This is a genomic window from Leptolyngbya cf. ectocarpi LEGE 11479, from assembly GCF_015207065.1.
Lineage (GTDB): Bacteria > Cyanobacteriota > Cyanobacteriia > Phormidesmidales > Phormidesmidaceae > Leptothoe > Leptothoe ectocarpi.
The window spans coordinates 1-26808 of record NZ_JADEXP010000027.1 but is presented as its reverse complement, the minus strand read 5'-3'; the positions used below and the strand labels follow the sequence as shown (position 1 = coordinate 26808).

Sequence of the window (26808 nt, the reverse complement as noted above, 5' to 3'; positions counted from 1 at the left end):
ACTGGGTCCAGTAGCTTTCGCAGTTGAGTACTCATAAATGATGGGCACTCAACCAATGTGCTTATTTTGACCTGTTACCAGAAAAAATTACTGAGAGATTCTGCATCTATACTGAAAAACGCAATATACTCACCTAATATAAGCATACTATATAGACAAACTGCAGTATATCTGCCCAACTTGTCGAGATATGCTGCGAAGAATCAATACATCCAATTTGTTTCAGGCAGATAGACTGAAACTGTCAATCTAATAAGAGTTGATGGACAACCAAGTTTAAGCAAAACACATGCAAAACTTCAACTTGATTGAGAATGCACTAGATAGTCTTGAACATGCCATAGCACACCTGGCTACTGATTCAGGGGCTCTCAAATTGAGTGACCACAAACGAGTCATCCTTGATTTATCTCATGTTGCTGAACTCCTATTCAAGGAACGACTCAGAAGAATACATCCGGCATTTGTCTTTTCAAAGGTTGACCAATTTCCCTCAAAGTCCGCACATACAGTTGGGGCTGCACAGGCACTGCAGCGCTTAGAGAAGATTGGCGGCATTAATTTTGATAAGGAAGACCAATCGGCTTTAGAGACCATTCGCGAAAAGCGTAATGAGATAGAACATTATGAGTTCCAAATCAGTGAGGCAGAATCACGCATAGTTATTGGTAATGTACTGGTATTCATTTTTAAGTTCGCATCCGATGAATTAGAGCTAGGCTGGGCCAGCCGAAGAATTGATGACCCACATTGGGCCAAGCTTAACGAGTTCGCAGAGTTCTTTGAATCTCAGCGTCGTTCTGTACTTAATCAACTATTAGATTCTAGAGTGCCAACTCAGGATTGCCCGATTTGTAGTAACAATACGTTCGACCTTGAAGCCGAGACTTGTTTGCTTTGTGGGCACCGTGAAGAGGTTCTCCAATGTAGGCAGTGCGGCGCTGATTACCTACATTCAGATATCGCATTTGAGGATTTTGAATTATGCCCCAAATGCGAATGGGAGGAGGGCTATGCCGCTGCAAATTTTGAGAAGTACTAGGAATGCCGCTGGGCTGGGTGAGAGTTAATAAGAGCTAATAAATAATGTTGAACATATGAATTTATTCCGTGTTTCTGATGGTTCTCTAACGCTTCTGCCCTAATAGATTAAACAGGCTCGGAAATTTATTTTCAAGCTAAAATGGGATTGGTTCTATATAGTAATCCCTCTGGAACATCAGTATGGTACAAACGATAGAGCACTGCCATATTGTCAGAAATGACGAAATACGGAGCAATGAGCCGATCATTAAGGGAACTCGTACGCCTGTTAGAGCAATTGTAGAAATGTGGCGTATTGGAGTTTCACCCAAGGAAATCCCCCAAAGACTGCGCCACACCTCGGTTTATCCCAGGTTTTTGATGCACTTAGCTATTATCTGGATCATCAAGCAGAAATCAATGAATGCATTGAGCAAAATTGTATTCCTGATCAGTTGATTGATCCACGAGTGCGGGATCTATGAGTGGTATTTCACGTTTATTTAGACAAAGACTTTGAATAGGTAACTCTAAAAATGTCATTTAGTGATTTCAAAACTGTTGCAGATGTGCAGAAGAAGTATGACATCAAATATGATGAGCGTGACTTTCTTACGGTGACGGAGATATCACCCTCTGAAGCTTTTCTAAGCGATTTTCGATTTAGCAAAGAGAATATTGACATTTTCACATCGGAGGCATCGCGCAGTGAGCTGATTATATCTCCGTTACTGCGTGAGCTGTATAAAAAACATGCTCAAGACTATTCTTTCTGGATTCAAAAGAGTATCTCCTATGATTCCACACTTTCAGGGACGCCAGATTACATCTTTTCAAAGCGCTCAAACCTCGGAAAAACAGTCCTAGAAACGCCGATTGTCGTCGTCGTAGAAGCCAAGAAAAATGACTTTGAACATGGATGGGGACAATGTTTAGCCGAGTTAGTAGCCTCCCAAAAAATAAACGAGGATGCCAAATTTCCAGTCTATGGCATCGTCACCGATGGTAACCTTTGGCAGTTTGGTCAATTGGTGCTAGACATATTCACCAGAAGCACCGGTAACTACACAATTGATAATTTAGCCAGACTATTTGGTGCCTTGGAAGCAGTAGCACAGCTGATTGAGGAAGCTAAACTGTAATAGGTCTGCATCATTGTAGGCACACTGGCATCATCTATTTGTCGATAACTGCTGAGCCAGTAAGCCTTTCTGCAGCCTACTAACAGGTCAGTCTAGAAAGCTCCACATTGAATATGCTAGCCTCTACATGATCCTCAATTAACCATAAATCTTTCCCTCGCCAGCAACATGCCATATCCATCTAAGCCCTCACCAGAGGCATCTGCTGAGCCCTGCATAACCACATTCGATCAGTTTGTGCGATTGGCGAATTATTCTCTGATGGATACCTTAAATGCCGATCCTGATGCCACGGTCGATGGTGATGATCACCGTGCCCGCCAGGTTTTTTCGGGTCATTTCGTACCTGTGACACCCACGCCGCTTCCAGAACCAGAATACGTAGCCCATAGCAGCGCCTTTTTTAAGGAACTTGGGTTGAGCGATAATCTGGCGCTTGACGAAAAATTTCGCCAGGTATTTTCTGGTGATATCTCTGCTACGCATGAGCCTATGCGTCAGGTTGGCTGGGCGACGGGTTATGCACTGTCGATTTATGGCACCGAATATACCCACAATTGTCCATTCGGTACGGGGAATGGTTATGGCGATGGTCGGGCGATATCTATATTTGAAGGAATAATCAATGGCCAGCGCAGGGAAATGCAATTGAAAGGGGGTGGCCCAACGCCCTATTGCCGTGGTGCCGAGGGGCGCGCAGTACTCCGTTCAAGTGTGCGTGAGTTTCTAGCGCAAGACTATATGCACGCTTTAGGGGTGCCAACATCGCGCTCTTTAACACTGTATGTTTCTAAATCTGAGACCGTTACCCGGCCTTGGTATTCTCAAGACTCCTGCTCTATTGACCCCGATGTTTTGGTGGACAATCCTGTGGCCATTTCCACTCGCGTTGCCCCATCCTTTTTGCGCGTTGGTCAATTGGAGCTATTCGCCCGCCGCGATCGCAACAATGCCCATCCCAAAGCATCAGAAGAGCTGCGCATGATCGTGTCCCATTTAATTGAGCGAGAATACAAAAGCGACATTAATCAAAACCTTGGTTTTGCCGATCAATTGGTTGAGTTGGCTAAGCTATTTCGCCAGCGTCTTACGTCACTAGTGGCCAATTGGCTACGTGTTGGTTATTGTCAGGGTAACTTTAACAGTGACAACTGCGCCGCTGGTGGCTTTACCCTCGACTATGGACCCTTTGGGTTTTGTGAAATTTTTGACCCTTGGTTTCAACCGTGGACTGGCGGCGGCGAACACTTTGCATTCATCAATCAGCCAAGGGCAGCAGACGCGAATTATTATATGTTTTGGAAAACTGTGAGACCATTACTTGTCGAAGATGCTGACGCTTTAGAGCAGTTTGACCAAGTAGGCCGTGGCTTTGCAGAAGCCATGCAACAACAAATCCAAAAAATGTGGGCAGCCAAACTTGGCTTAACTGAATTTAACCCACAGATATTTAAGAAATTAATGCAGTTAATGACCCACTCAGATGTGGATTACACCATTTTCTTCCGCGAGTTATCCCACATACCAGACGATGTCTCAGCCTTAAAAAAGAGCTTCTATGGTAAAACGTCACAACAACTCGATGAACAATGGCAAACTTGGCTAAAAAGCTGGCGCGGCCTCATTAACGACGGTAATTTGGCTGAGATATCAACAACTATGAAACAGATTAATCCAAAATACACATGGCGAGAGTGGTTGATTGTCCCTGCCTATCAACAAGCCATGCAGGGTGACTATACGTTAGTTAGAGAGTTACAAGCAGTATTTAGCCATCCCTATGATGAACAATCACAAGACGTAGAAGATAAATACTATCGTCTAAGACCTAGCGCGTTTTCTGACGTTGGTGGCGTGTCGTATTATAGTTGTTCATCTTGATGACGCGCGGGCCGCCGACCGGCGCGTACTTGCAGAGTCGTAGATGCCTCAACGTTTTAGGGATCGGGAATTAATAATGTGCCAATTTCTCCCCTCCCAGGAGGGGAAAGGTTATCCTGCTTTACCTCAAGCAAAATCATGGAAGTTATTAAATCCTCATCCCTTATCTACTTAGGGCTTGCTGAAAAAAAGACCAGGTAAAGCCATCACAGCCTTACTGACACTCGTTTAAGCTCTACTCTTGCAATATGAGCCCAATCAGTCAGCTAACCATCGCATGCACCGGTCGGTTTGATAGTTGCTGGCTTCATTTTATCGTTGACTTCCGCCGGTGATGCTGGCAGTTGGTTTGCCTTACTAATTGGACTGATTATCATCACAGGACTACCGCTCGCTTAACTCATGTACCTGCATCTTGTAAAGGCTGGCACAAGACGCAGCCCTTACAAGATGTGGTGAGATTAGGATTAAACCTATCGTTGTGGAATCAATACCATATCAATCACATGGATAACACCATTAGTAGCCGTGATATCCGCTGTACTAACAGTGGCATCATTAATCATTATTTGTTCACCCACCTCCACTTGTAACGGTAGCCCACCCGCTTTACTATCCACCACTCCAGAAGAAAGCTGATCGGAGGTTACGCTACCACCGATAACATGGTAAGCAAGAACGTCATATAGCGTTTCCCTGTTTTCAGGTTCATAAAGACTTTCCAGTGTTTCCGCAGGTAAACGGCTAAAAGCCTCATCTGTCGGAGCAAAGACAGTAAATTCCTTCCCATTGGAGCCATCAAATGCTTCAACCCAACCTGCCTCTTCTAAGAGAGATGTTAGAACATCGAAGGAATCGTTTGAACTAGCAATCTCAGCAATGCTTTGAGCATCAGCACTTTGGGCGGTTATGGGTAATGCAATAAACAAACTGGCGAACCCGATACCAGCAGCCTTAAGACATCGTGAAGTAAGTTTAGAAAGAAGTGCCATAGTCTAGTGAATCTCCCACAGGTAAAATGTTATGAACGCAGCCACCGTAAGTCACTAAATGACTCAAACGAGCTAAGGCAGAGCCTCAGGTACACTCTTAGTAATCCATAAAAATCTGAGTTCAGGATTAATCTTGTTTGAATGTAGGCTTAAAACCTACGTTATATTCATTCGCGGACGGAATTTTTGCTTGAGTTGTAACGGCTCTCTGGCGTTGATTTAATCACCTCAAAGCCAGCGTTTTAACCAAACTTGTCGAATTGGCCAGCGTAGCTCACAGCAAACACCTTTGGGGGTAACCTCTGTACGACTAAATGTTCCATGGAGACTACGGGCCAGCCGCTGGGCCTGTCGGGTGCCATACCCCCCAGAGGCTATGGTCTGAGCTGGTTTAATCCCCTCACCATTGTCAATGATCTGAATAATGTTGTTGCTATCCTTCTGTCGGCAGTCTATCGTCAGCCGAGTGGTGCCTTTGGCATATTTTTGAATATTCAGCAGGGCTTCTTCTAAAAAACGTCCTAAATCTCGCTTTTGATCCACACTCAGCTGGGTATCATCCATGGGTTCAAAGGCAACTATCCTGATAATGGGTTCAAAAAAGTCTCGGTGACGTTCCAGGGTAATGTGATAAGCCTCCCGCAGCAGCTCGTCCAAGGGCATCTGTAAATCCAGAGCCTGCTGTCCGGTCAATACCAGCTGGCCCGTGGGTAACAGACTTTCCTGACGGATGGCATCATAGAGGTCGCGGAGTTCTTGATTGAGGTTCTGCAAGTCTACACGCATAGAGGCCGGGGCTGGCTGCCCCACTGGCCAAGTGCTAATCATTTGAGCCAGTGTTTGCAGGGGGCCGTTATGGATGGTGTTGTAGGTTTGATCGATCAGCTTTTGCCGATCGTCTAACTGCGATCGCAGCTGAGCCTGGGCCTGATAAAACGGATAAAGCACCGCCGCATTGAGTAAAAACACAGCCACCGTAGGCACCAGCGGCAGCCACCAGCTAGTGAGTAACAAGCCGTAGCTAATGAGTACACAAGCACTGCCGATACCCACAATGACGAGAAAATGTACTACAGGCTGACGTCGCCATTGGGCCAGGGTCATACCGATGACACCACTGGCCACAATTAGCAAATACTCTACACCGTCCGGCAGACTCCTTAAAAAGGAACGCCTGTCATAGACAGCGCTGATAATTTGGCTAACCGCGTGGGCCTGGGCATCCATGCCGGGCACCAAACTAGGATTCACACCTGCGATCGCACCGGAGCTAACAAAGTCCTTAACGCTAGCGGCGCTATAACCCAGAATGACGATGCGATCGCGCAGTAATTCTGGAGCAACTTGCCCCGACATCAGAGCATTGTAGGTAACTTTTTCAAACGGGTCAGACCCGGCTCGAAAATTAATCAAGGTGCGATTGCCCCCCTGGTCAGAGCGCACATAGCCCCCAGTATTGGACCGAAAGCGGGGAATTTCTGTCGCGCCAAACCGCATGGTGTCAGGATCGCGAATGCCGTTTTCTAAAATCAAACCATCATCGGCCAGATAGCGCGCCACCAGCTGAATCGTTAATGAAAAGCGATATGTCCCTTGCTGGTCCGTGGCCCCGAGTAAGCTGCGCCTCAAAAAACCATCTCGGTCTACAATCGCGTCTGCAAAACCAAGTTGTTCTTCCGGCAGTGCTGGCGGCGGTGGCACCAGACTCGATGCATCAATTCGGTAAATGCCGATAATGTTATCAAACGATTTTAGCGTCTGAACTAATGTTCGATACCCCTCACCCACGGGCTTATCTCGAAAGATATCCAGACCGACAACCCGAGGACTATAAGACTGGATGGTGTCTATTAACTCAGCCAGGGCCTGATCGGAAATGGGATAGTCAAGGGCGGTTTGAATATCCTCCTCAGTAATGGTCACCAAGGTAATGCGGGAGTCTTTTACCTCAGCGGGACGTACTCTCAAACTCAGGTCCAGAGCCTGCCACTCCAGGGGCTGCAGCCAGCCTAACAGACGAATTAGAATGATCAACCCGGTGATGGAGAGTCCTGGTAAAAGGCTCAACCGCCAGTGAGCAGGCCAAGAGAATTTCATGGGGCAAAAAACTAATCTAACAGCCCCATCTGTCGGGCCTTGTTGTAGGTTTGAACGCGGATATTGATACCTGTATCAGGATACACACCCAGGGCATCCTGTACTCGCGTCCAGTAGTGACGCACCGTGCGTTCTGCCACATTCATTTGCTGGGCAATTGCTTTATCGGTCAGGCCGTCAGTAAACGCCAGCTGTAACATTTTTAACCATTCCGGTTTAACCTCCAAACCCAGCCGCATTTCAGGAGGCGTATAGAGTAACCCGTTGAGCGCCCAGTCTACTTTGATCAGCATTTCAGAACTGGATAGGCTTTTGTCAGCGATGGTGAACCCGGCCTGATGTTTGTCAATCAAAGACTTTAGCCGGACTAGGGTTTTTACATGGGCACTTTGGACAACGATGTGGAGGGTGGGGTAGTTTTGGAGTAGCGATCGCAAAAGATTCAATCCCGTTTCCGTTTGCGACTTATCCCCCTCCTTTTCAGGAATGGATAGATCCATCACCACCAAATCCGGCTGAGTATCTCGGATTAAAGCTTCCACATCATCGGCCTTGCTAGCGGTCGAGATCTTAGCATCGGGATATTGCGCCTGCAGCACCTGGCAGGTTCCCTCCAATACTGAGTCGTGGTCATCCACAACAACAAAGGTCTTCGTAGATGCTTGCACCATGGTTCCAGTCATCTCCTTAGGGCTATCAATAGTTTGAACCAAATTGAGTCAGTTCCAAGGCAGTCTTTAAGAATCTTGCCAGCATAGTTGGCCGCTCAGCCCAGTTTCAGTAGTAACAATGTCTAATCGACCCGCCGTTAAACCACAAAAGATTTCTTTCAAGTGCGTTATCTCAGGTGTACTCGCACATATTTTTTGACCCGTAGCCTGGTAATTTTCCTGCTTAAACGTAAGCGTACACAGATTATCTTGACGTTCTAGGATTATTTGTAATTGATAGTCATCTACAGGAGTCAGTAATTCAATGACGCCTGTAATCACCGAAAGAATAATAGGATTGTTATTAACAGACTGTCCGGGCCAGTCTGACGGAACATCTAGCTTGACGGTCAGACCAGGATGGGAATGCTGCCAAGTTTGCACCATAAACTGTAGGGCCAGGGGGAGACTATCATCGATAAATGGAGGCGATAGCCGATCGCTCAGCTGTTCTAACGATTGATAAAACGACTGAAAGCGTTCTAACCATTGCTCAGCCTGGTCCGTATCGGCATGAGTCGCCAGAGTACTTTCTAAATAACGGCGAAAGGCAAATGTTTGCTGGAGCAAATCATCCCGGATCGATTCAGCTTGTTTATGCAGTTGAGCTGTTTGTCGTTGATGCCACCATTGCCAAGCCCGTCGTCGCCGCCGTCGCACAGCAGAATATAGCGCGGTTGTACCCGCAAGCGTCGTTATCACAGCTACCTCGATTAATACAGTATTCACAGCAAACGGGTCCGTACGTTAGCGATGACAGCTCACCGTCTAGACCCACATATACATAGTGATGTACACACAGGCCTATGGTTTTCAGGTTGTGCCCAAGCTTAACGCTAATTCCTGACAGCCCCATTGCACTTTTCTGCCAATTCAACTGAGTGCTGTCGTCGCCCAATCTATGCCACTGCTAGTTAAGCTGAGTAATTGAATCCTCTGGATCACAAAAATACGTTGATTGCTTTTGTTTTGCATGGATGCTTTTCATATGTTTTTTGACCGTATTTGGAGTAATTCCTAACTCCACAGCAATTTGCTTATAGGTCAAGTCATTGCGATGTAATAGCCACACCTCTTTTTCCCGAGGTGTAAGGTCATACTGGTTAGCTTCTTCAAGCAGAATATTTTTAATGGCTTGCTGACGATCTTCAATCATGAGCACAAGACATGGATTGTCCAGTTGTTCCAGTTTGAGCCATTGAGAATGAATACGTAGAATAGTGGCATCCTGGGTCAAGATATCAAATTCAGTCAACCAGCTTTGTCTGGGAAAACGATGTCGACTTTGAATGACAGATTGACAAATATGCAAAATCTCTTCTGGAATCTGATTTCTGGAAGGGCTATCGGGCTGCAGCCGATTTAAAACTTTATGGGCACTGTCACTGACGTAAATCAACTGTTGCTGATCCGTAAAGACTAGGATGCCATTAATAAATTCCTGGATCAGGTCCACAGCAAATTGTGTTACTGATTTTTGTAGAGTACCCTGCTTGGAGGCCTGGCTGCTTACCACCCGAAGACTGGTGCTGATAGGGGATACTGCCATAATATCTGCTGTTTTTAGGGACGTTTAGGGACTGACTCGAAAATGAAATACCCGTAGATCGAGTTTCGACTCCGCTCAACTCTCGAAGCTAGCAGGTTGAGCGAAGTCGAAACCGGATTGATCGGGTACATTATTTAGCTGCAAATCCCTTATTTTGGTTTCGCAGACTAGAGAAGAGTAATTTATCTTGAAAACTGCTGGATGGATAATGGATAAAATAAAGCATAAAAGCAACAATTTTTTCTAAAAAAAGGCCGTCTGAGCGACCTGTTCAATCATCCAATGACACACTTTATTGACTTCGATGCCTGACCATTGCTGACTGTGGCTTATGGCTGGAACTCCTGAGATCGGCCTTGATGCCACATTTTCCGTAATTTGGTTGCTCTGGGGCTGTGGAGATACGCTATCACTATGGTTGCTGGCCACGGGGAATGTTGTTTGGATCAGCCACTGCGCCACATTATCAATGGCTAATCCTGACCAGTCTGTGGTCTTTGAGTTTGGGTTGGAAGCTGTGCTGCCAGGAGTACGAGTGTTGATAGCATTACTCGCGTTAGGACTATTGGGTTCTATCTCGGGGAGCGACGTGCGCATCTCTTGAGAGTTCAGGTACTCTGCTTGCATCAGTTCGCGGAATGAAGGATATCGATCGGCTCCAGGTAACCAATCTGCTAAGAACCATGCTTCCCATTCACCGTCTTCTGTGGTCACATCAGGGTTCAGCAGATATATAGCGTTGTCGTTCACTTCGCTGATTTCTAGGGCTGTTTCCAGATAGTTCATCCTAATGTGGCGACAATCTTGGTCATCTCCGTAAACGAAATAGTCTTCATCGGATAGGGTGGATGGACTGGATGCGCCGTTGGTATCTGACGATGAGTTGTCGTAATAGCGTTTAATCCATTGACGGAGCCAGGCTGGATGATTGGCAGCAAACCGGGTGATTTTATCGACGGACCAGAGATGCTTAATAAACGGAGTGGTTTCTTGCCAACCGTTACTGGTTTTGAGAAATGCTCGATAGGAGGGGGGCAGAGTCATGCCTAGACGCGCTTCAGCTGCCGAAATCTGTTCTTCGGTTGCACCAGCGTAACCTAACCAGGGTGCCTGCTGCGGCTCTTGTTCTCCTGGAGACTTATCTTGAGTACTCTCTAGTATGTCCTGGCTCCACTGTGTTAGGAACTCTGACCAATTAAAGGTAGTCATTTTTTAAAGGTAATTTAGGTGACTTGTAATACAGGAACTTCGATCAAAGTCGGTAATGCCTGGGCACTGTCAAGGATTAATAAAACTTGCAGACGGTAAATCCCCTTTTGCAAACTGGTGGTTGGTAGATAAGCCGTATGAGAATTTTGTTGAGGGGGTAGGTTGATGGATTTTAGTTTGCCTAGGGAGAGGCTTTCTCCTTGCTTTAAGTTGCGCACATAGCTCTCCAATCGACAGGATGGAGCTTGCTGCATTTTTGCCAAAATCTCTTGCTCTAGGATACTAAATTGGACGACCAACGAAAATGGAAAGTTAGCTTTTATCGGGCTTGGGAACATCATGTTGGGCTTATATAGGCCCATAGCTGTGGCTGTAGAAGGTGGTTGCAGAATAAATAAATTTTCGATGTGAGCGGTTAGTCGTGTGCTGATATTTATAGGAGGTTCCGATAGGGCTGCAGGTTCAGATGGAAGTACTTCAGCGACTTGCGATCGCAACCATGACTGTAAATGCTCTTCCTCAATTCCCGACCAGGTTTCTTCTTGATCTGTTGCCAAGTGGCGGACTAGAGTTCGGTAATGAACAGGGTCTGTATCCTGGTTAGCCTGAAACTCAACCGTAAAAGCTGCAAATGTTTGCCAGTTTTCTATTATCTGAGCAGTAGGTTCAGCCATACTAGTGTCAGCGGAGATAGCTGTAGTATCCTCGGCCGCTGCGGCCAGATCGTGAGTCGCTGGAGGGGCCGTCTCCGCCACTAATAATTGCGCCTGAGTCATCCATTTCTCAATTTCGCTGAGGTGGACCGTATGCCCTGCCATACTGAGCTGCTCCTCAATCTCGACAGCTACTGCCCTGGCCAGCTCTTTTAGAGTTGTGATGCCAATAGATTCAAGCCATTGTTTTTTGACTTTGCCAATGCCCTCAATCTGGGTTAAAGATTCTTGTCCCGAACGATGGTCGGAGCCGTTGCTTTTATGAGTGGCTGAATCCGCCATTGGTGTTTCCTCGCTACTGCTCAGGTCAATGCACCAGCATGTTTCATCATGGTACATTAAGCCTAATAATGATGCTCTGTCACTGTCTATGCCGTTTGTACTGGCTGGACAGCCTCGACTAACTCTATAGCCCCAGAAAAAACTCTCTCCACGTTTATAATAATTAGTGAGGCTGCCAGCTTTGACTCTGCTTAGGCGTCGTAGACTTGCATCAAGACACCGGCAACATAGCCTGCCCCTAAGAGGCATGGTGCACAGGGGTGCTCGGACATTTCGATATTGGCGACAGCGGCTACAACGTAGAAGCCAGGAGTCATGCCAGCACCGTTAGGGGTACCTGCCCATTCAATATCATACTGATACTTATCTTTCTCAGTTTTGATCTTGGTGGAGACATCGACCTCAGTTGCTTTTCCACCACAGCCTTCGATGCAGAAGTTGATTTTGACATCAATGCCCAAACATAGAAGAAGTTTGGTTAGGGGGGTATGGTTGAAGACAACCTTGACTCTTAGTTTAAAGTACTCGTCCTTTTCAACAATTTGAGCCTTGTTGGCCGGTGCCACCTGCTCAGGCAGAGCCGGATCAGCAACTGATGCAACAACATGCAGCTCGCACATTTCAAATTCGACCGGGCCTAGAATATTTCTGGAGTATGTTTCAGAAGCTCCGTACTCAGTGCCAGGTTGTTCACGTTTTGGTCTAGGAGCATTAGGAGACTGGCCAAAGGGAGCGCCCTTAGGGATGGTGATAGTCATAGGTTGTTTCCTCTTGAATACAGAGTAGTTACGCTTTGGGATAGCAGAGGCCATGAGAATTCAACAATGTGAAGTTGTTCACAGGTGTTGTTTATTGAGCTTGGATTCTCTTGCTTGCTATCTGACGCTATGATGCCGAATTCATCTGAGTTTGAAAATTCTCCCGAGGGGATACCCTGATCAGGTAGATTGATTGCATAAATGATGACGCTAAATATAGAGTCTTGCCTGATATTTCCCCTTTAAAAGCGCTACCTGTGCTGATTCACTGGCCAGCCTGATCGCAGCCAGGTATTCTATTAAGATGTTTTATTAAGTGAAATAACATCTTAATAGACAATTATTGGGGAGAATTAGGTACCCAGCCAGGGTACTTTTTGAGTAAAAATTGGGGTGGATCAGTAAAGATACGGTTAACATTTTTTAAAATTTAGGATGACGCCCAGCGATTGAGTTTCTCTAACGATGTCCTTAAATCAACGCCGATTCCCTGTATTCCTGTGTTTACTTGAAACTATATTGTTTGCTCCCTGAGGTCTATGAGTAGTGTTAGCGTTCACAGTATCCCGATTCATTGCCAAATCTATGATTTAACCATTGTTACAGCCTGCTCGGAGCAGCCAAGCACGGATACGATTTTGCGTCATGACGATCCTTTTTCAGTGCAAGTGTCATTGGGGTTTCAGGGTAATAATGCGATCGCATTGCTGGCCCTAACCCCCATCATTCAAGTGGACTTTTACGCCAGGCCCTTGCAAGCGGGGTCCACCCTAGATCTGGGGGTGGCCACCCTAGAAACAGTGATTGACTCTATGAGTTATACAGCGGCCCTGCATTTAGATGCCCCTTCTAAAACCGGACTTACTGCAGCGGCTGTTTATCGCATCGGTGCCCTGGTTCGCATCGGTGCCCTGGAGCAGCCTGCTTTGCTATGCGGTGTTTTAGAAGATTTTGTAGTACAAATCCATTCAGGTTAGACCGGCCCACAGCTTAGCTGCACAGTATCCGTAAGTCATGAACATCTAGCCATTATCCAAGTAAACTTAGTTAACATTTAAAATCAAGGCTTCCAGATTAAAGGATTGGCAAGTTGAATAAATAAATTAGGGCTAAGCATCACGCAGCTTATTGTGCTTTAGCCATGCCACGGTGCATCTAAATAATATCTTTTTATCGGTAGCGAATTTAATTGTGCTTCAGCTAATTCAATATCCCTGTAAAATATTTTTATACCTGTCATGGAAGACTTTGCCAATCGGAAGACTATTCTTCCAGAGAGTTCTCTAAAAAGCCGCAATGACCCTGATTTTCTTTGGAGTATTCTAGAAAACTCAATCCAGGGAATTTTGATATTGCGTGATATTGATCATTTGGTCTACGCGAATCAACATGCGCGCAGAATTCTGCGAAAAATGGATCAGGCATTTTCCCAAAGTAATGTACTTCCAGAAGAAATAAATTATATTTTTAAGTCGCTTCAAGAAATTCGCCATTTATTTCCCAAACAGGACTGGCTGATAGAAACCAAAATTTTGACCGATCAATCAGTAAGCTTTGAAATCCAGGCCCGTTGGGCCCATGTGAAGGCAGCAAATTCAAAGTGTTTGCTGTTGATGCTTAAAGATGCCGACCAACAACGACAGGATATTGCTCTAGAGGAAGCCACTCGCTATAACTTGACCTGCCGCGAGACGGATGTATGGCTATTGTACAAAGTTGGTTACGCCTATAAAGAAATTGCAGCGGAGTTAGATATTACTGCGAATACGGTTAAAAAGCATATGAAAAATATCTGGGCTAAGCAACAGTCCCAGTGATATGTTCGCCGTTGCTGATTTAGGGGATGGACCGATCTGGTAATGATGCAATTTATCAGCACTCTTCAGATGAAATCATCCCGGGGATCAGCAACGCCATATGTTCTTTTACCAACTGCTTCAGCTTGAGATCGAATCACGCAAGCTTGCTCTGCAAATAATCTCTCCAGAAATCTCCTCAACAGTGAGATGTTACAGCGTGTGAGTGACTATTGAGGAATATGGATTTTATTCAGTCCTCTGGCCTTAGGTATAAAGCAGCGAGTCAGGATCAATTTTTTCCATAAACTTTTGTTTTTTTATCCTGATGTTTGTGTATTTGTACCAGTGTTAAAAAGCGTCATCTTTGCTATGTCCAGCCCCAGAAAGGTAGATACTGTAGAACTATGCGATAGCCCTAAGTTAATAGGGTGCATAGCTCTCTGAGTGCATCAGGATATTGGTGACATGAGGCCTATGCTTTGGCGTCTCTCGTGTGTGTGATCCTTTAGGTGTGACCATGTTTAAATCAACAGTTTTCAAATTAACCGGTATCGCTTTGCCCCTAGCAATGGCCGCCGCTGCACAAGCCGCTAGTGATATGACCCTGGCTACCGGATTTACATCAACTCAGGTCAGCGGTGAAACCGTCGGCTCCTATGGCCTCGCCAACATTGCCAGCCGTGATAGTAATGGCGAGTTTTGTTTGGGCTATGCCGATCGCGACCCAGACTATACCTTTACCCTAGAGCAGGATTTTGCTCAGCTAACGATTGCGGTTAACAGCGGTGGGGCGGACACAACGCTGCTGATACAAGGCCCGAACAGCGGTACTGTACGCTGTAACGACAATGCTAGCCGTCGTAGCCGCGATGCTCAGATTCAGGATTCCTTTTCAAAGGGTACCTATGAGATGTGGATTGGTTCGTTTGACCAAGAAGGCCGCCATCGGTACAACGTGACCTTCTCGGAATAGGGGATGGCGATGGCGATGGAAGTGCCGCCGCCTTAATAAATAGGGCTCGGTATACGGGTTTGCCCTGGTCCAGGGTGACCCGCTCGCGATCGGTCATGGCGGGCAAAGGATTGTCCGTAAGCCATGGGCCGCTGGTGCTGGGCGGTACCGGGTCGGATAGCTCACGCTGAAACTGAGGATTGTCGGCAAAGGCGTTGACCATGTCCTCAGCGACAAGTTCTACATCGGACTGCAGCCACACCCAGGCTCCCTCTGGCATAAACTCTGCCAGGTCTGAGACTAGCTGAGGTTGTACCACCCGACGCTTTTGGTGTCGTTTTTTGAACCAGGGGTCGGGAAACTGAATGCTCACCCGCTGGGGCGGTTGGGGCAGGCTGGCTAAAAGGGGACGCAGGGAATTGTTGGCGTTACAAAATAGGGCGTGCAGATTGCGTAATCCATTGCGATCGCACTCCCTCAGACACTGCTCCACTAATGGCTCTCGAATTTCCAGGCCTAGAAAGTTCCAGTCTGGACAAAGCTGGGCCATATCACTAATGAAATAGCCCTTGGCACTGCCAATATCAATGTGTAACGGCTGCTGGGGATTGGCATAGACGTCAGCCCAGCGGGGCGGCGTTACGGGGGTACTGTAACGGTTATTGAGCGGGTTAACGTGCTGGCGCACACGGGACATGGTCAAAAAAGGCGATGATGGACTAGGCTAATTTACCTTATCAACCCCTATGGCGCGTTTGGCTCGTTTTGCGGTGGTTAGCGATCTTCACATCGCTCTGCCCCATACCGTGTGGGATTCGCCCCATCGGTTTCATTTAGTCGAAGTGAGTATTCTAGCATTTGAGCAGATTTTGGACCATCTAGAACAGGTGGACATTGATTTTTTGCTGCTGCCGGGGGACCTAGTGCAGCATGGGGAGCGCGAGAACCATGAATGGTTAGTCCGTCGCCTTGAACAGCTGCCGTTTCCGGTGTATGTAGTGCCGGGGAATCATGATGTGGTGCGATACGGGGGATGCGATCGCACCGTCTCCCTGGACGAATTTACCCACCTATACCAGGCCTTTGGCTACAGTGAGCCCAGCCGTCCCTACTACCACCATCAAATCCTGGACGGTCTGCATCTGATTGGCCTGAACTCCAACGGCTTTGACCCTGACGGAGAGCCCTTTTACACCGGTTGGCTAGATCCAGAACAGCTGGCTTGGCTAGACGAGCAGCTGGCCCAGCCCACCGATCAACTCACATTAGTCATGCTCCACCACCATGCTCTGGAGCATTTGCCGCATCAGTCCCGCAGTGCTATGGGACAGCGCTATATGGTCAAAAACGCCTCTGACCTCACCCAGCGGTTGCAGGCAGCCCAGATGCCCATTATGTTTACGGGGCATTTGCACATTCAGGATGTGGCCCAGGCCCACCAGCTCTATGAAGTGACCACTGGGTCCCTAGTCAGCTATCCCCACCCTTATCGTATCTGTGAGCTGACGACCGCCGATAGCGGCCATCGCTTAGACATTACCTCTCGCCGCATCAAAGCCGTCCCCGACTGGCCTACGCTGCAAGCCACCTCCCGACAGTGGATGGCAGACCGTTCCTTACCATTTATGGTCAAGCTGCTCATGGGTCAGCCGCTGCAGCTATCGTCCACCGAAGCTGAACAGTACGCCCCTGTTCTACAGGATTTTTGGGCCGGTATTGCTGATGGTGATGCCCTGTTTGATTTTCCTGAGCTGCCCACCCAGGTACAGCGCTACCTGCGGACATTTAGCGCTACGACCGCCGATGGTCAGCCCCACCCCATCGATAACGATGCCACGCTGTGGTTGCAAACATCCAACTTGAACAGCTTAGGCAACACATCCTCTTACAGTAACGTCGAGAAGTGAAACCCCGGCCACATGTGAGCCGGGGTAATTTGCCAAGTTAGTTTTTTGATAAATGCACCAAGCATTTCATAAGCCTTCTTTAAGATTAGCAAGGGAGGCCTGTGAATGTCATGAGGTGTCATACCCATTTCTCAGCAATGTCCAAAAAATATCTTGAGAGCTATCGATGAATATTAAAGCGATTCACCACATCGCCATCATTTGCTCGGACTACGAACGATCAAAACACTTTTATGTCAATCTTCTCGGTGCCCATATCATCTGTGAAACCTGGCGTGAGCAGCGAGAGTCTTATAAGCTCGATTTGCAGCTGGGTGAGGCTCAAATTGAGCTATTTTCCTTTCCAACACCGCCACCCCGACCGACTCGACCAGAAGCCTGCGGTTTACGGCATTTGGCGTTAGCGGTCGAAGCGCTAGAGCCCTGTATCGAACATCTGCAAAAGCACCATATCCCAGTTGAACCTGTGCGGTTAGACGAGCTAACAGGGAAGCGATTTACGTTTTTTCAAGATCCGGATGGCTTGCCGTTGGAGCTTTATGAGCTGTGAAGAAGCAAGAATTTCAGTAATTTAACTGGGGTTTACGCCAGCAGTGTGACCTGGGACTTAAAGATATGTGATTTCACGCACGGTGGGTAGCCTAGTGCTGGAGTAGAGTTAGGACATATAAGAAAACACTCTATTTCTAAACCGCTTGCCCACTAAGGGCTTGGCACTATTCTAGGCAGAGCCGCTTACAGGCTAGGGCTTTCATTATGGCGGAGGGGCGATGAAGATAATCTTCATCGCCCCTCCGCTGTTGGCTTCGATTTCGCTCAGCCACCGTTGTTTGCAAGACGGTTACATTTCCATGGGCCTAGCTACTGGATTGAAAGCGACGCTGGCGATTATTCTTCGGGGGCTGTTTCTGCCTCAGCCGGTTGCAAAGCGGCGGCTTGGGCGGCATAGTCTTGGGCCTGCTCGGTATTATTTTGAGCTTGATGCACTTCGGCTAACAAACTCAGCAGACCATATTCAGCATCGCGATCGCCCAAATCTTTGGCAATCACCAGGGCCTGCTCAAGATGCCCCTGGGCGGTGGGATAGTCTTGTAACTGCACATTGGCAAAGCCTAACCCAGACAGGCTCAGGCTTTGAAAGACGGGCTGATTGCGCTCTGTAGATAGGGCCAGGAGGTCATCAAACGCTGCGATCGCATTCTCGTACTGACCATCATCCAAATAAGCCGAGCTTAGACCCAGTAGCGCCTGCAGCTCCGCCCCGACCGCATTAGACTCGCGGCTTAGGGCCAGATGCTGCTGATAAAACTCAACCGCCGTATCCACATCCCCCTGGTCGTAGTGGGCCAGGGCCAACACATAGAGCGCCGTAAACTGTACATCCAGTGGTCCCACCGTCTGAGCCAGTTCCAGCACCTCAGTTTGGGTCTCAATCGCCTCGTCCAAATTTCCCAGACGATACTGGGCTACACCCAAATTACTCAGCGCCAGCGCCCGACTCGGCTGATTGTCCAACTCTGTGGCCACGGCCACAGCATCTTGCGCAGCTGTCAGCGCGGTTTCATTTTGTTCTAAGGCCAGCAGCGAAGAACTTGCCACATTCAGGGCACTCAGCAGCGCCTGACCATTGCGCTCCGACTGTGCCAGGGGAATCGCCAGCTGAGCCGCCTCCAACGCTAGGGAATATTGCCCCACCGTGCGATAGCTGGTGGCCAGAATACTGAGGGAGTTTAAGCCACCCGCATTAAATTCAACTTCTTGAGCCAGCTTGAGGGCTTGCTGACCATAGTTAATCGCGTCAGGTAAATTACCCTGGGCCTGGGTAGAAAGCGCTAGAACATTCAGCGCGATCACCGTAGACTGCGGATCTTCCACATCTTCCAACGCCTGGAGCGCTTTCTGAGCATAGTCAGAGGCCGTCCCATAGTCCCCTTGATTGACCGTGATCAGCCCCAGCAGTGTGAGTGCAAACGACTCCTGAGCCTGGTTTTCATTGGCGCGAGCGGCTTCAAGCGCCTGCTCTAGGGTGGTTTTAGCCTCGGCTAAGTTACGGTTTTCATACTGACTGAGACCGTTGAGAATAATCTGATCCACCGCATCCAGCGGCTCCTCAGCAGCGGCATCATCAGCGCTATCCGCTTCGTCCTGAGTTTCGAGAAGGTCTGCAGCTCCTGCATCTTCAGTCTGGGCGATCACACTCGCTGGGTTAGCCGAGACCGGCTGGCTTGGAAAGGTGAGTAGCAGCGTAGCAGTCCCGACAGTTAGCAAGCGGATCAGCATAGTACAGAGCTAAATACAGCAAGAATTTATACACCCTAGCAGCAAATGCTGGGAGACGTCGCCATGGAATAGGCCGAATTTTTGAGCGGTAGGTTATGTGGGCTAGTGATGACTATTTTTTTACAAGGGAGGCAGAACACTGCTCCTTTTAGAATTTTGTCGCAGCGCGCAAAATTCTAAACCACCTTACCGACCACCCAAATACGCCCTTGGGGATATGGCTCATATTTTTCCGTGGGTTCTAGGGCGGCGGAACGCCCTAGCCATGGGGGTGTGGGGAACTCGGGGGGACCCCACGCAGCCGGTTTTGCCTCTTAGCCAATAACTCAAAGCCACTTAAGAATGTTGACAAATAGCGAGAAGGGTTGCTCAGGGCTTTCCTCCCTGAAACCCTCCTAGAGTGGGGGCCTAGACTCCCCCACACCCCCCGAAAGGGGTTGTTGTTCACAGCGATGATTCAGGTATGGGCTGGGTTACGGTGAGGTTAGGGTAGAGGTTACCTCAATCGTACTATTGAGAGACAACGGCACTAACTATCCTAACCACTGCAAAACCGTTTCTTTGAGTTGACCTAAGTCGCGATAAAACTCCTGTTTGACAAACTGACCGATGGCGTCAAAAGGAGTAAAGGACGTACCCGACTGCCATCGCACATCCTGCGCGATGGGTGTAGTGTGGGTGCCCTTGAGAATTTGAATAGCCGTCATCCGGGGGAACCGCTGATAGAGGACATCGCTGAGGTCGTAGGTTTGGTCGATGGTATCTTTGCGGAATTTAATCAGCAGGTTGCGCCCCACGGTGTAGCGATCGCGAACCAGGTTCAGGGTCTGACTGGGGCTAGGCGTAAACTCAATGTCAAAATTTGGGGCGAAATCGGGCGCAAACTGGACAAACTGTTCCAGCAGCGGAATTGATCTGCGGGCGGGATAGTTATTAAAAGAGATAAAAACATTACCAGCTCGGTCCACCTTATAAAGGCTGGCAATCAGCAGATGCACTTTGCACCCCATGCTGTGGCCAATGCCATAGATCGGCAGATAGCGGTCGCCAATCACCTGACGCCGCAGATAGATCATCGCCTGGTCAAAGGTGGTGAGGACTTCGGTTGCGATCGCGCCATGGTCAAACGTATTAATAAACGGCGTTGCCACAATGGCATAGCCATGACCATAGAAGCTCTCCAGCAGCCAACCATAGGTAACACTAGGGGCCGCCGCCACAAAAGCCCCCCCCAAAAAATGAATAATCCCCACCGGGTTTGGCGGTATCAACAGCCAATTGCCCGCCACCTCTCGCCACTCCATACACCAGCTATCCTCTACATCCTGATTTATCCTAGATGAATTTAGCTGACGGCGTTATTCGGTCTTCGGCCCTTGTTTAGGCATCATCAGGGACATCATCGCTGTTACTCTTTGGGCATCCACAAGGAAGTGCCCGTACTTTCGGGAATTTTTCTAAAATCCGTTGCTCTAGATTTCGTAGTCATGTTAGGCTTAAAGCCCACTAAGGACGTATAGCTCAGTTGGTTAGAGCGCATCGTTGACATCGATGAGGTCCGCCGTTCGAGTCGGCGTACGTCCATTTCCAATTATTAGTAATTCCCCCTTGACTCAGTCAAGAGTTATGGCTAATCTTAGCTTTAGGCTGTTCACAGCCTTTACTACAGAGTCCATAATTTAGCGCCATCGGCAGGTGCTGGCACACCTAACCGATGACATACACCCTCAAGCTGTCACTGCAGCCTGGGAGCGCAGGTTTAATGTACCTGATGCCACCCCGGATTGCACCTATGCACGGGGTGGCTATTTTGTGGTCTCTGGTTTCCTTCCCATTGTTTATCGGAGATCAGAGTCCATGTTTGTTAATACTAACCAGGGCGCAGGTGCGCCTACAGATCCGCCTGCCGGTGGGTCGTTGCCAGAGCATGAGTATGAGGATGTGCGGGTGCTGTTGTTAGGTAGCCTGACATCGGTGCAAAACACCATCGCCTTATTGTTTAAGCTCAACTATGCAGAGCCCAATGATTGGAGCCGTCCTTTGGCCACCGGTCGATCCAATGAGGTAATGGCAATTCTAACCAAACGGGTCAGGGTTGATTAGGAAGACCGCAAACTGATAAGTCTGTGGTTCGTGGTCCTATAGGCTTTGACGGTGAGTGCTTTTCTTTCAGTCCAGCCCTTTAAAGTAGCAGCTAGATTTTGCAGATATTTGCACTCTAGCTGCCGACTCATCCTTTAACAAATATCAAAACAATTCGTTGTTACAAGCCGTGCTACTAGAGAATTCGTAGTATAAACAAAACAGGGTGCAGAATTTGATATAAGTCCTTATTCTGACTGAACGCTGTGCAATGACCGTTGACGAAGCATTAGCTCTACTCGAACGCAGATTAGATACAGAATACTTAAGCAAAACTCAAATAGATATCTTTCGTAAAGTATGGGACGGACACTCCTACGTAACAATTGCCACAACTCTTGGCTATGAGCATGGATATGTTAAAGATGCTGGTGCTCAGCTATGGCGCTTACTCTCCAAGGTTTTTGGAAAAAAGGTCTCAAAGAGTAATGTCCGCAACATATTATGTAATCTCTCCCATCAGGCAGTAACAAATCAAACATTTGTAACAACGGTGGCGGACCCCAGGCAAAATTGGGGAGAATCCGTAGATATAGAGAAATTTTATGGACGTGCGCAAGAGCAGTCTAAACTGGCCACCTGGTTGGTAGAGGATAGTTGCCGCCTGGTAAGCATTCTGGGGATTGGCGGTGTTGGAAAAACGGCGCTTGCTGTCAAGGTGGCTAGACAGGTGCAGTCACAGTTTGACTATGTGGCATGGCGCACACTACGGCAGGCTCCGCCACTGTCGGCGGTGTTGCCAGAACTGATTCTTTTTTTTTCAGAGCAGCAGGATACTCAGATATCAGATGCGTCAGACAAACAAATCGAACAGGTATTGAACTATTTGCGTCAAAAACGGTGTCTGCTGGTGCTGGATAATTTTGAGTCCATTTTGCAAACGGGAGATCGCACTGGAAAATATCGCCAGGGTTATGAGGACTATGATCTGCTGCTAGAACGGATAGCAGATGCGGATCACCAGAGCTGCTTGATGATTACGAGTCGGGAAAAGCCGATGGGGTTGACCTATCGGGAAATGGATGGAAGGGCGGTGCGATCGCACCGCCTTACCGGACTCACCCCCACTGCCAGCCAGGAAATTCTCAGTACTGTAGGCATTCATGGCAGTAACAAACAACACCAGCAGCTAATCAATCGCTACAGCGGTAACCCTTTGGCGCTCAAAATTATAGCCGCGACGATTCGCTCCGTGTTTGCTGGAGAGGTAGCCGATTTTTTAGAGTACGGCACCATAGTCTTTGGAGACCTGTGGGACCTGCTGGACCAGCAATTTAATCGCCTGTCGGCCATGGAACAAACGGTGATGCGCTGGCTGGCGATTAATCGAGAATGGACCACACTAAAAGAGCTGCGGGCAGATATCGTGCCAGCGGTATCCCATCGGGCATTGCTAGAGGCAGTGGAGTCATTAAAGGCGCGATCGCTGGTAGAAACCAGTCGAGCTGGCATTACTCAGCAACCGGTGGTAATGGAATATATGACAGAACGGCTAGTAGAGCAGTTCTATCAAGAAATCGCTGAGCAGAATTGTCAGCTGTTTAGTCAGTACGCACTCCTTAAAGCGAATGCCAAGGAGTTTATTCGTGAGGCGCAGATACGCCAGCTGTCCCAACCACTGTTAGAAAAATTATGTAGCACGCATCACCCTGCTCAACCGATTGAGAGACAGCTACAACAATTGCTGACGTCGTTTAAGTATCAGACAGCTGATAATGTTGGGTATGCAGGTGGTAACTTGCTCAACTTGCTATGTCAGCTTGATGTGGATTTGCAGGGGCAGGATTTTTCTCATTTGCCCCTTTGGCAAACCTATCTGTCTGGGAAAAATTTACAGGGTGTGAATCTCGCCCATGCGGACCTGAGTAAATCTGTTTTTAGTGAATCTCTTGGTAGTGCGATTTCGGTTGCGTTTAGTCCTGATGGGCAGCTACTGGCAGCTGGCGACACCAATGGAGAGATCCATATTTGGAATGCCACTAACGGTCAGGAAATTCTGTCTCGAAAGGGTCATACTGGCTGGATTTGGTCAGTGGCCTTCAGCCCTAAGGGTAGACAGTTAGCTAGCGGTGCAGAGGATCAGACGATCAAGATTTGGGATGTCACGACAGGACAGTTGATAACAACGCTGATGGGCCACAATAAACGGGTGAGTACGGTTGTTTGGCACCCTGATGGTCAACAGCTGATGAGTGGTAGTGAGGATAGTACGGTCAAGGTTTGGGATTGGGCAACCAGTACCTGTGTGAAGACATTAACCCATGAGACCGGTATTGACCCGATTGCGCTGAGTGCAGATGAAAAAATGCTGGCGAGCGGTAGCCCAGTTGCTAACTCTATTTATCTTTGGGATGTAGAGCATAGTGACTGTGTGAGCCGCCTGGAGGGCCATGGAAGCGGGTTGCGATCGCTAACCTTTACCCCGGACAATCAAACACTGATCAGTGCCAGTATTGATAAAACCATTAGACTCTGGAATTTAGAAACAGGAGACTGCCTGAGAATTTTAACAGGTCATCAGGCCGCTATTTGGTCAGTTGTAGTTAGCGACAACCAGCAGATTGTGAGTGCCAGTGAAGACCAGACAGTGAGAATTTGGGATATGGCTTCAGGGCAATGTCTTAGAACACTGCATGGGTTTGCAGCACGGGTTTGGGATGTGGCTTTAGATTCTCAGTCGTCTGTATTGGCATCCTGTGATAATCAGGCAGTTAAGCTGTGGGATATGACCTCAGGGCAGTGCCTGAAAACGTTCAGGGGCTATCCTCAGGTAAACTGGACAGTGTCATTTTCTCCAACAGGGTATACATTAGCCAGCGGTGGCCAGGACCAGATGGTAAGGATTTGGGATGTGGAGAGCAGTACCTGCATCCAATCACTATCGGGGCATGACAGCTATGTGCATACGCTGTGCCATCATCCGACGGAGCCGGTTTTAGCCTGCGGTGCAGGGAATATTATTTATCTCTGGAATCTAGAGACGGGACAACAGATGTGTGTTCTAGAAGGGCACCAGGGACAGGTTTGGAAAGTTGTTTTGAGTCGTGACGGACAGCGTCTTGCGAGTACCTGTTTTGATCAGACAGTCAAGGTATGGGATTGGCGAACCGGGCACTGTCTTTTGACGCTCCAGGGTCACAGTAGTTGGGTGTTTGGAGCTGATTTTAGTCCAGATGGGCAGTGGCTGGCGACAAGCAGCATTGATAAAACGATTCGGGTGTGGGATATCAGTACGGGGGAATGTTTGAGGACGATTGCGATCGCACAAGACTATATGCCCGATCTAGCGTTTAGTCCTGATGGTAACTATCTCGTAGGGGGTGGCTCCCAAGGATTGATAATGATGTGGACAATGGATGCGAATACACCGCCGCGTGTGATTCAGGGCCATGGTGGGTTTATTGGTGCCGTGCGGTTTTCACCCGATGGTAAGACCCTGGTTAGCAGCAGTCACGATCAGACAATTAAGCTGTGGGATGCGGCTACATTCGACTGTCTGAAGACGCTGGTGGGGCATGAAAATATGGTATCTGCGGTGGCGTTTAGTACAGATGGCACTATGGTGGCCAGCGCGAGCCATGATGAGACGGTGCGTATGTGGGATGTGGCTACGGGAAAATGTTTGAAGGTTTTACGGGCTCCGCGCCCCTATGAGGGGATGAATATCGAAGGGGCGACTGGTTTAGCAGACTCCCAGAAGAAGACATTGCAGATTCTGGGAGCAGTGAAGATCTGACTTTTTGCAGACCTTTAGTAGCTCAAGTCAAGGACTTTTTCCTGACTATAAATTGCTCTAAGCTTTCTAGAATTTATACAGATACACAATCATAAGTATCTCTGCACAGTGCAGCAATATATTTCTATAAGGTAGTCATAGTGGAAAATCAAGAACCCATCATTCAGCTCGATCCAGCAGGTAAAGCGCCAATTCTCAGCTACAGTGTGCCCGAAAATACAGCATATAGTGGCAGAAATTATATAGAGCTAGATATCCCCTTTGAATATTTTGATAGGCCAAATAATTCACAACCGGGTACTACTTTACCTAATGGTTTTCTTGATGCAGATGTAGTCGAATTGGAAAAAAAGATCTATGAATTTGCCAAGGGTCAATCTATTGATCCTGACTTGAAAATAGCAATATCCCCTGAAGTCAAAACCTTTCTGCAAGAAAAGCTAAGATTTCTATCACCACTTAGAATAGAGCAGATATCATCGATTAGTGAGGAAGCAACTCTTCCTGTAGACGAAGTTATATCTCCTTTTACAACGGAACAATTAGGAGAAACACCCCAATCACAGACACAACAAAATGAGAAAGTAATAGGTCATGTAGCGCAAGCGCTAATAAATGGCGAAAGACTCATAACAACCACTAACTTTGCAGGACAGGAAACAATTGCTAGCTATCCGGTAAATAGGAGTGAATACCCTAAGTTAATCCTTATAGAGACGTATCGCCTATCTTCATATCGCGGAAATTATGGGGCCGGTGAAGTTATCAAGACTTTTTCATTGCTTCCTGGAGAGAAGACAAAGATAAGTGTTCAGACGTATAAAAAAAGCGAGCAAGATTCTAAGACTGCCTCAAGTATCTTTGACTCTTTTAATAAAGAAAGTGCTACCTCTTTTGAAGATTCTGTCAAAGCCGAACAAACAAACAAAAGCGCTTATAAAAAATCTTTCGGATATCAAGTCAAAGCCTCCGCAGAAGTGAATTTTGGCTTTGGAAAAGCAGCTGTTTCTGCAGGCGTCAAGGGATCTAGCAATAGTTCTCGCGATCGGCTTTCAAAAAATGTTAGCAATGCTGTATCCAAGCATGCTGCAAAAGCTTCTTCCAAACGAAATGTTCAAGTAAATAGCTCATACGAAGTAAATGTTAAAACTGGTGAAGAGACAGAAATTATTCGGGAAATTGAGAATGTTAATGTAAGCCGGACCCTTAGCTTTGTTTTCCGACAGATGAATCAGGAATATATTACAGTTTTTCACCTAACAGATGTCCGTTTAGGATATGATCTTGACGGCAATCCGGAAAACTATCAAGAATTATCTGTTTCGGAAATGGATGGCTTACTAAGTGATGTTATTGTCAGCGACAAGAGAGAAACAGTCAAAAACGCTATTTTAGATGAACTACGCTATATCGTTAACTATAAGGATGAGCTCCAATCTTTTGTAGAGGAAAAAGAGATAAAAGATGAATCAAATCAAACACTGTATAGTTATTGGAGGCTAAAAAAGGGCGATAAGAGTATCTATAGAGATAGTGGATTTGAGATTGAAGTGCCTGGTATTATTTTAGATGTCTCAAAAAATACACTTCGGACAGATGGAATTATCGTAGATGCAATTCTTGGTCAAGGTAACGC

The 26808-nt window shown here is 47.5% G+C and carries 22 protein-coding genes and 1 tRNA gene; 12 read left to right on the top strand and 11 right to left on the bottom strand.

The features are described from left to right. Window positions 1-289 precede the first annotated feature (289 nt). The 4 genes from IQ260_RS05365 (at window position 290) to IQ260_RS05350 (ending at window position 4046) form a co-directional block, all read left to right on the top strand. Window positions 290-1042 (top strand): hypothetical protein, encoded by a 753-nt coding sequence (locus IQ260_RS05365; protein WP_193991558.1) that lies wholly within the window; start codon window positions 290-292, stop codon window positions 1040-1042. 182 nt (window positions 1043-1224) lie between these two features. After that, on the top strand, window positions 1225-1482 hold the full coding sequence (locus IQ260_RS31830; RefSeq protein WP_228015589.1) for a DUF433 domain-containing protein: 258 nt from the start codon (window positions 1225-1227) through the stop codon (window positions 1480-1482). Between the two features lie 77 nt (window positions 1483-1559). Next, window positions 1560-2165, top strand: coding sequence for a hypothetical protein (locus IQ260_RS05355; RefSeq protein WP_193991556.1), 606 nt, complete (start codon window positions 1560-1562; stop codon window positions 2163-2165). A 261-nt stretch (window positions 2166-2426) separates the two neighbouring features. Next, on the top strand, window positions 2427-4046 hold the full coding sequence (locus IQ260_RS05350; RefSeq protein WP_228015588.1) for a protein adenylyltransferase SelO: 1620 nt from the start codon (window positions 2427-2429) through the stop codon (window positions 4044-4046). A 473-nt stretch (window positions 4047-4519) separates the two neighbouring features. Here IQ260_RS05350 and IQ260_RS05345 read toward each other — a convergent pair whose 3' ends face one another. The 8 genes from IQ260_RS05345 to IQ260_RS05310 form a co-directional block, all read right to left on the bottom strand. Continuing rightward, window positions 4520-5038, bottom strand: coding sequence for a fasciclin domain-containing protein (locus IQ260_RS05345; RefSeq protein WP_193991552.1), 519 nt, complete (start codon window positions 5036-5038; stop codon window positions 4520-4522). 228 nt (window positions 5039-5266) lie between these two features. Then, complete coding sequence (locus tag IQ260_RS05340) at window positions 5267-7135, bottom strand: sensor histidine kinase (RefSeq protein ID WP_193991550.1); 1869 nt, start codon at window positions 7133-7135, stop codon at window positions 5267-5269. An 11-nt stretch (window positions 7136-7146) separates the two neighbouring features. After that, entirely contained in the window at window positions 7147-7806 is a 660-nt protein-coding gene (locus IQ260_RS05335; protein ID WP_193991548.1) for a response regulator, read from the bottom strand. Between the two features lie 66 nt (window positions 7807-7872). Next, a complete protein-coding gene (locus IQ260_RS05330; protein ID WP_193991546.1) occupies window positions 7873-8547 on the bottom strand; it encodes a hypothetical protein in 675 nt (224 codons plus the stop codon). Window positions 8548-8755: 208 nt separating this feature from the next. Beyond that, the gene (locus IQ260_RS05325; protein WP_193991544.1) at window positions 8756-9394 is read right to left on the bottom strand and encodes a helix-turn-helix transcriptional regulator; all 639 of its coding nucleotides are present in this window, start codon (window positions 9392-9394) and stop codon (window positions 8756-8758) included. A 243-nt stretch (window positions 9395-9637) separates the two neighbouring features. Further along, window positions 9638-10603, bottom strand: a complete 966-nt coding sequence (locus IQ260_RS05320) for an SMI1/KNR4 family protein (RefSeq protein ID WP_193991542.1) — start codon at window positions 10601-10603, stop codon at window positions 9638-9640. Window positions 10604-10617: 14 nt separating this feature from the next. Further along, complete coding sequence (locus IQ260_RS05315) at window positions 10618-11598, bottom strand: hypothetical protein (RefSeq protein WP_193991540.1); 981 nt, start codon at window positions 11596-11598, stop codon at window positions 10618-10620. Window positions 11599-11789: 191 nt separating this feature from the next. Then, a complete protein-coding gene (locus IQ260_RS05310) occupies window positions 11790-12356 on the bottom strand; it encodes a hypothetical protein (protein ID WP_193991538.1) in 567 nt (188 codons plus the stop codon). Window positions 12357-12895: 539 nt separating this feature from the next. Here IQ260_RS05310 and IQ260_RS05305 point away from each other — a divergent pair. Both IQ260_RS05305 and IQ260_RS05300 read left to right on the top strand, forming a co-directional pair. Then, window positions 12896-13333 carry a hypothetical protein gene (locus IQ260_RS05305; protein WP_193991536.1) on the top strand — a complete coding sequence of 146 codons (438 nt, stop codon included), beginning with the start codon at window positions 12896-12898 and terminating at the stop codon, window positions 13331-13333. A 261-nt stretch (window positions 13334-13594) separates the two neighbouring features. After that, window positions 13595-14173, top strand: a complete 579-nt coding sequence (locus tag IQ260_RS05300; RefSeq protein ID WP_193991534.1) for a helix-turn-helix transcriptional regulator — start codon at window positions 13595-13597, stop codon at window positions 14171-14173. 833 nt (window positions 14174-15006) lie between these two features. Here the strand turns inward: IQ260_RS05300 and trmB are convergent. After that, window positions 15007-15804, bottom strand: a complete 798-nt coding sequence (gene trmB, locus IQ260_RS05295) for a tRNA (guanosine(46)-N7)-methyltransferase TrmB (RefSeq protein WP_193991532.1) — start codon at window positions 15802-15804, stop codon at window positions 15007-15009. Window positions 15805-15853: 49 nt separating this feature from the next. On the opposite strand from trmB, the gene IQ260_RS05290 reads away from it, so the two are divergent. Together IQ260_RS05290 and gloA2 are read left to right on the top strand one after the other, a co-directional pair. Then, window positions 15854-17014 carry a metallophosphoesterase family protein gene (locus IQ260_RS05290; protein ID WP_193991530.1) on the top strand — a complete coding sequence of 387 codons (1161 nt, stop codon included), beginning with the start codon at window positions 15854-15856 and terminating at the stop codon, window positions 17012-17014. Window positions 17015-17180: 166 nt separating this feature from the next. Next, window positions 17181-17564 (top strand): SMU1112c/YaeR family gloxylase I-like metalloprotein, encoded by a 384-nt coding sequence (gene gloA2, locus IQ260_RS05285; protein ID WP_193991528.1) that lies wholly within the window; start codon window positions 17181-17183, stop codon window positions 17562-17564. 338 nt (window positions 17565-17902) lie between these two features. Here gloA2 and IQ260_RS05280 read toward each other — a convergent pair whose 3' ends face one another. Both IQ260_RS05280 and IQ260_RS05275 read right to left on the bottom strand, forming a co-directional pair. Then, window positions 17903-19294, bottom strand: a complete 1392-nt coding sequence (locus IQ260_RS05280; RefSeq protein ID WP_193991526.1) for a tetratricopeptide repeat protein — start codon at window positions 19292-19294, stop codon at window positions 17903-17905. A 533-nt stretch (window positions 19295-19827) separates the two neighbouring features. After that, window positions 19828-20598, bottom strand: coding sequence for a DUF1350 family protein (locus IQ260_RS05275; protein WP_193991524.1), 771 nt, complete (start codon window positions 20596-20598; stop codon window positions 19828-19830). A 206-nt stretch (window positions 20599-20804) separates the two neighbouring features. Between IQ260_RS05275 and IQ260_RS05270 the strand changes: the two genes are divergently transcribed. The 4 genes from IQ260_RS05270 to IQ260_RS05255 all read left to right on the top strand — a co-directional run. Next, window positions 20805-20878: transfer RNA gene (locus IQ260_RS05270), tRNA-Val, on the top strand. Between the two features lie 273 nt (window positions 20879-21151). Then, entirely contained in the window at window positions 21152-21397 is a 246-nt protein-coding gene (locus tag IQ260_RS05265) for a hypothetical protein (protein ID WP_193991523.1), read from the top strand. Window positions 21398-21647: 250 nt separating this feature from the next. Beyond that, window positions 21648-25172 (top strand): WD40 domain-containing protein, encoded by a 3525-nt coding sequence (locus IQ260_RS05260; RefSeq protein ID WP_193991521.1) that lies wholly within the window; start codon window positions 21648-21650, stop codon window positions 25170-25172. A gap of 140 nt (window positions 25173-25312) precedes the next feature. Continuing rightward, a partial coding sequence (locus tag IQ260_RS05255) for a hypothetical protein (RefSeq protein WP_193991519.1) occupies window positions 25313-26808 on the top strand: 1496 nt, incomplete at its 3' end.

Excerpts from the sequence above, each read along its gene's own strand:
- IQ260_RS05335 (WP_193991548.1), bottom strand. The coding sequence starts at position 7,806 with ATGGTGCAAGCATCTACGAAGACCTTTGTTGTTGTGGATGACCACGAC.
- IQ260_RS31830 (WP_228015589.1), top strand. The coding sequence starts at position 1,225 with ATGGTACAAACGATAGAGCACTGCCATATTGTCAGAAATGACGAAATA.
- IQ260_RS05355 (WP_193991556.1), top strand. The coding sequence starts at position 1,560 with ATGTCATTTAGTGATTTCAAAACTGTTGCAGATGTGCAGAAGAAGTAT.
- trmB (WP_193991532.1), bottom strand. The coding sequence starts at position 15,804 with ATGTCCCGTGTGCGCCAGCACGTTAACCCGCTCAATAACCGTTACAGT.
- IQ260_RS05325 (WP_193991544.1), bottom strand. The coding sequence starts at position 9,394 with ATGGCAGTATCCCCTATCAGCACCAGTCTTCGGGTGGTAAGCAGCCAG.
- IQ260_RS05315 (WP_193991540.1), bottom strand. The coding sequence starts at position 11,598 with ATGGCGGATTCAGCCACTCATAAAAGCAACGGCTCCGACCATCGTTCG.
- IQ260_RS05290 (WP_193991530.1), top strand. The coding sequence starts at position 15,854 with ATGGCGCGTTTGGCTCGTTTTGCGGTGGTTAGCGATCTTCACATCGCT.
- IQ260_RS05350 (WP_228015588.1), top strand. The coding sequence starts at position 2,427 with ATGGATACCTTAAATGCCGATCCTGATGCCACGGTCGATGGTGATGAT.
- IQ260_RS05345 (WP_193991552.1), bottom strand. The coding sequence starts at position 5,038 with ATGGCACTTCTTTCTAAACTTACTTCACGATGTCTTAAGGCTGCTGGT.
- IQ260_RS05280 (WP_193991526.1), bottom strand. The coding sequence starts at position 19,294 with ATGCTGATCCGCTTGCTAACTGTCGGGACTGCTACGCTGCTACTCACC.
- IQ260_RS05365 (WP_193991558.1), top strand. The coding sequence starts at position 290 with ATGCAAAACTTCAACTTGATTGAGAATGCACTAGATAGTCTTGAACAT.
- IQ260_RS05265 (WP_193991523.1), top strand. The coding sequence starts at position 21,152 with ATGTTTGTTAATACTAACCAGGGCGCAGGTGCGCCTACAGATCCGCCT.
- IQ260_RS05340 (WP_193991550.1), bottom strand. The coding sequence starts at position 7,135 with ATGAAATTCTCTTGGCCTGCTCACTGGCGGTTGAGCCTTTTACCAGGA.
- IQ260_RS05310 (WP_193991538.1), bottom strand. The coding sequence starts at position 12,356 with ATGACTATCACCATCCCTAAGGGCGCTCCCTTTGGCCAGTCTCCTAAT.
- IQ260_RS05320 (WP_193991542.1), bottom strand. The coding sequence starts at position 10,603 with ATGACTACCTTTAATTGGTCAGAGTTCCTAACACAGTGGAGCCAGGAC.
- IQ260_RS05275 (WP_193991524.1), bottom strand. The coding sequence starts at position 20,598 with ATGGAGTGGCGAGAGGTGGCGGGCAATTGGCTGTTGATACCGCCAAAC.
- IQ260_RS05300 (WP_193991534.1), top strand. The coding sequence starts at position 13,595 with ATGGAAGACTTTGCCAATCGGAAGACTATTCTTCCAGAGAGTTCTCTA.
- gloA2 (WP_193991528.1), top strand. The coding sequence starts at position 17,181 with ATGAATATTAAAGCGATTCACCACATCGCCATCATTTGCTCGGACTAC.
- IQ260_RS05260 (WP_193991521.1), top strand. The coding sequence starts at position 21,648 with ATGACCGTTGACGAAGCATTAGCTCTACTCGAACGCAGATTAGATACA.
- IQ260_RS05305 (WP_193991536.1), top strand. The coding sequence starts at position 12,896 with ATGAGTAGTGTTAGCGTTCACAGTATCCCGATTCATTGCCAAATCTAT.